This is a genomic window from Oleiphilus sp. HI0043 (assembly GCF_001634935.1).
In genome coordinates, this window is the sequence record NZ_LWEY01000455.1 from 1 (window position 1) to 682 (window position 682).

At 39.9% G+C, this 682-nt stretch carries 1 protein-coding gene; it reads right to left on the reverse strand.

Annotated features, from left to right (window positions below; translation table 11 throughout):
• A partial coding sequence (locus A3729_RS05845; RefSeq protein WP_068633372.1) for an acyltransferase occupies window positions 1-682 on the reverse strand: 682 nt, incomplete at both ends.

The window sequence follows — 682 nt, forward strand, 5'->3', positions numbered from 1 at the left end:
TAAGAACTCTTTAGGTATTTCTATTTTGTTAATATGGACGGTTACTTTCGAAATACGACCACAGAAGAGATCCCACGGTCCGATATCTTTATCGTGGTAAACAATTGTAAGATCCAGCATGGTATTCATTTGAGAGCCCATACTGCCTAGAACAAAAGCTGCTCCACCCGCTTTAGGCTTTAGCAGGTTTGTGAATGGGGACTCTTGGCGCGCATGCTTTTCCGGTGTGAAACGAGTACCTTCGAGGAAGTTAAATACTGATACTGGCGTTGTTTTAAACTTCTCACAAGCCTTTTGTGTGGTTTCCAGATCTTTACCGGCAAGTGATGGATCTTTCTTTATTTGTGCTGGAGTGGAGCGCTTCATGAAAGGGAAGTCCAAAGCCCACCAGCAGATGCCAATAATCGGTACCCAGATAAGTTCTTTTTTAAGGAAGAACTTAAGCATAGGGATTTTGCGGTTCAAGATTTTTTGAGTGATTGGAATATCTGACCAAGATTGATGATTACAATTTACAAAGTACCAATCATTTTTTGTTAGCCCTTCAACACTGGTAAAATCCCACTCAACCTTCAGAAACATTGCCATAAAAAAGTTGTTCATAGAAACCCAGTTTGTTGCACAGGCAATAAGGGTTTTAGTCACAATTTTTTTGACGATATTGATGGGAATGATGATCTTA